We start from the raw sequence: 609 nt of genomic DNA, 5'->3' as shown, positions 1-609 counted from the left end.
CAGCGCGGGCGGCATCTTCAGCCCGGAGGGCCTGCGCACCTTCGACATCATCGGCATCGACCCCCGCGGCGTCGCGCGCGGCCACCCAGTGGTCTGCTCGGCTGATGCCCTCGGCCAGCCCGGTGACACGGTGCTGCCGCGGACCAAGGCGGAGTACACGGCGCTGGTGCAGTTCAACCGCCAGCTGGCCGCCGACTGCAAGCAGCAGACCGGCCCGCTCTACGACCACGTCGACTCCATCTCGGTGGCCCGCGACCTCGACGCCGTCCGCGCCGCGCTCGGCGCCGACAAGCTCAACTGGTACGGCGCGTCGTACGGCTCCCTGACCGGCCAGATGTACGCCGAGCTGTTCCCGCAGCGGATCCGCACGATGGTCAACGACGGCAACATGGACCACAGCCTCGACACCTGGCGCTTCCAGCTCAGCGAGAGCGGCTTCGCCGAGGACTCCTTCCAGCAGTTCGTCGACTGCGGCGGCAAGAGCCCCAACTGCGCCCTGCAGGGCCAGGACGTCTCCAAGGTGTACGCCGAGGTGCTCGCGAAGGCCGACGCCGGCACTCTGGTCGACCCGTCCGACGGCACCAAGCTCAGCAACTGGGACCTGCTCGG

General features: G+C 70.0%; 1 protein-coding gene. It reads left to right on the top strand.

Features of this window, described 5'->3' with window-relative positions; all coding sequences use genetic code 11:
- On the top strand, window positions 1-609 hold a 609-nt coding region (locus CAY82_RS27445; protein WP_140399161.1), incomplete at both ends, for an alpha/beta fold hydrolase.

The sequence above is a fragment of the Pseudomonas sp. SID14000 genome (assembly GCF_002165135.1).
In the GTDB taxonomy this organism is placed as follows: Bacteria; Pseudomonadota; Gammaproteobacteria; order Pseudomonadales; family Pseudomonadaceae; genus Aquipseudomonas.
The sequence above is the reverse complement of the archived record's forward strand: the minus strand, read 5'-3'. Positions and strand labels throughout refer to the sequence as shown.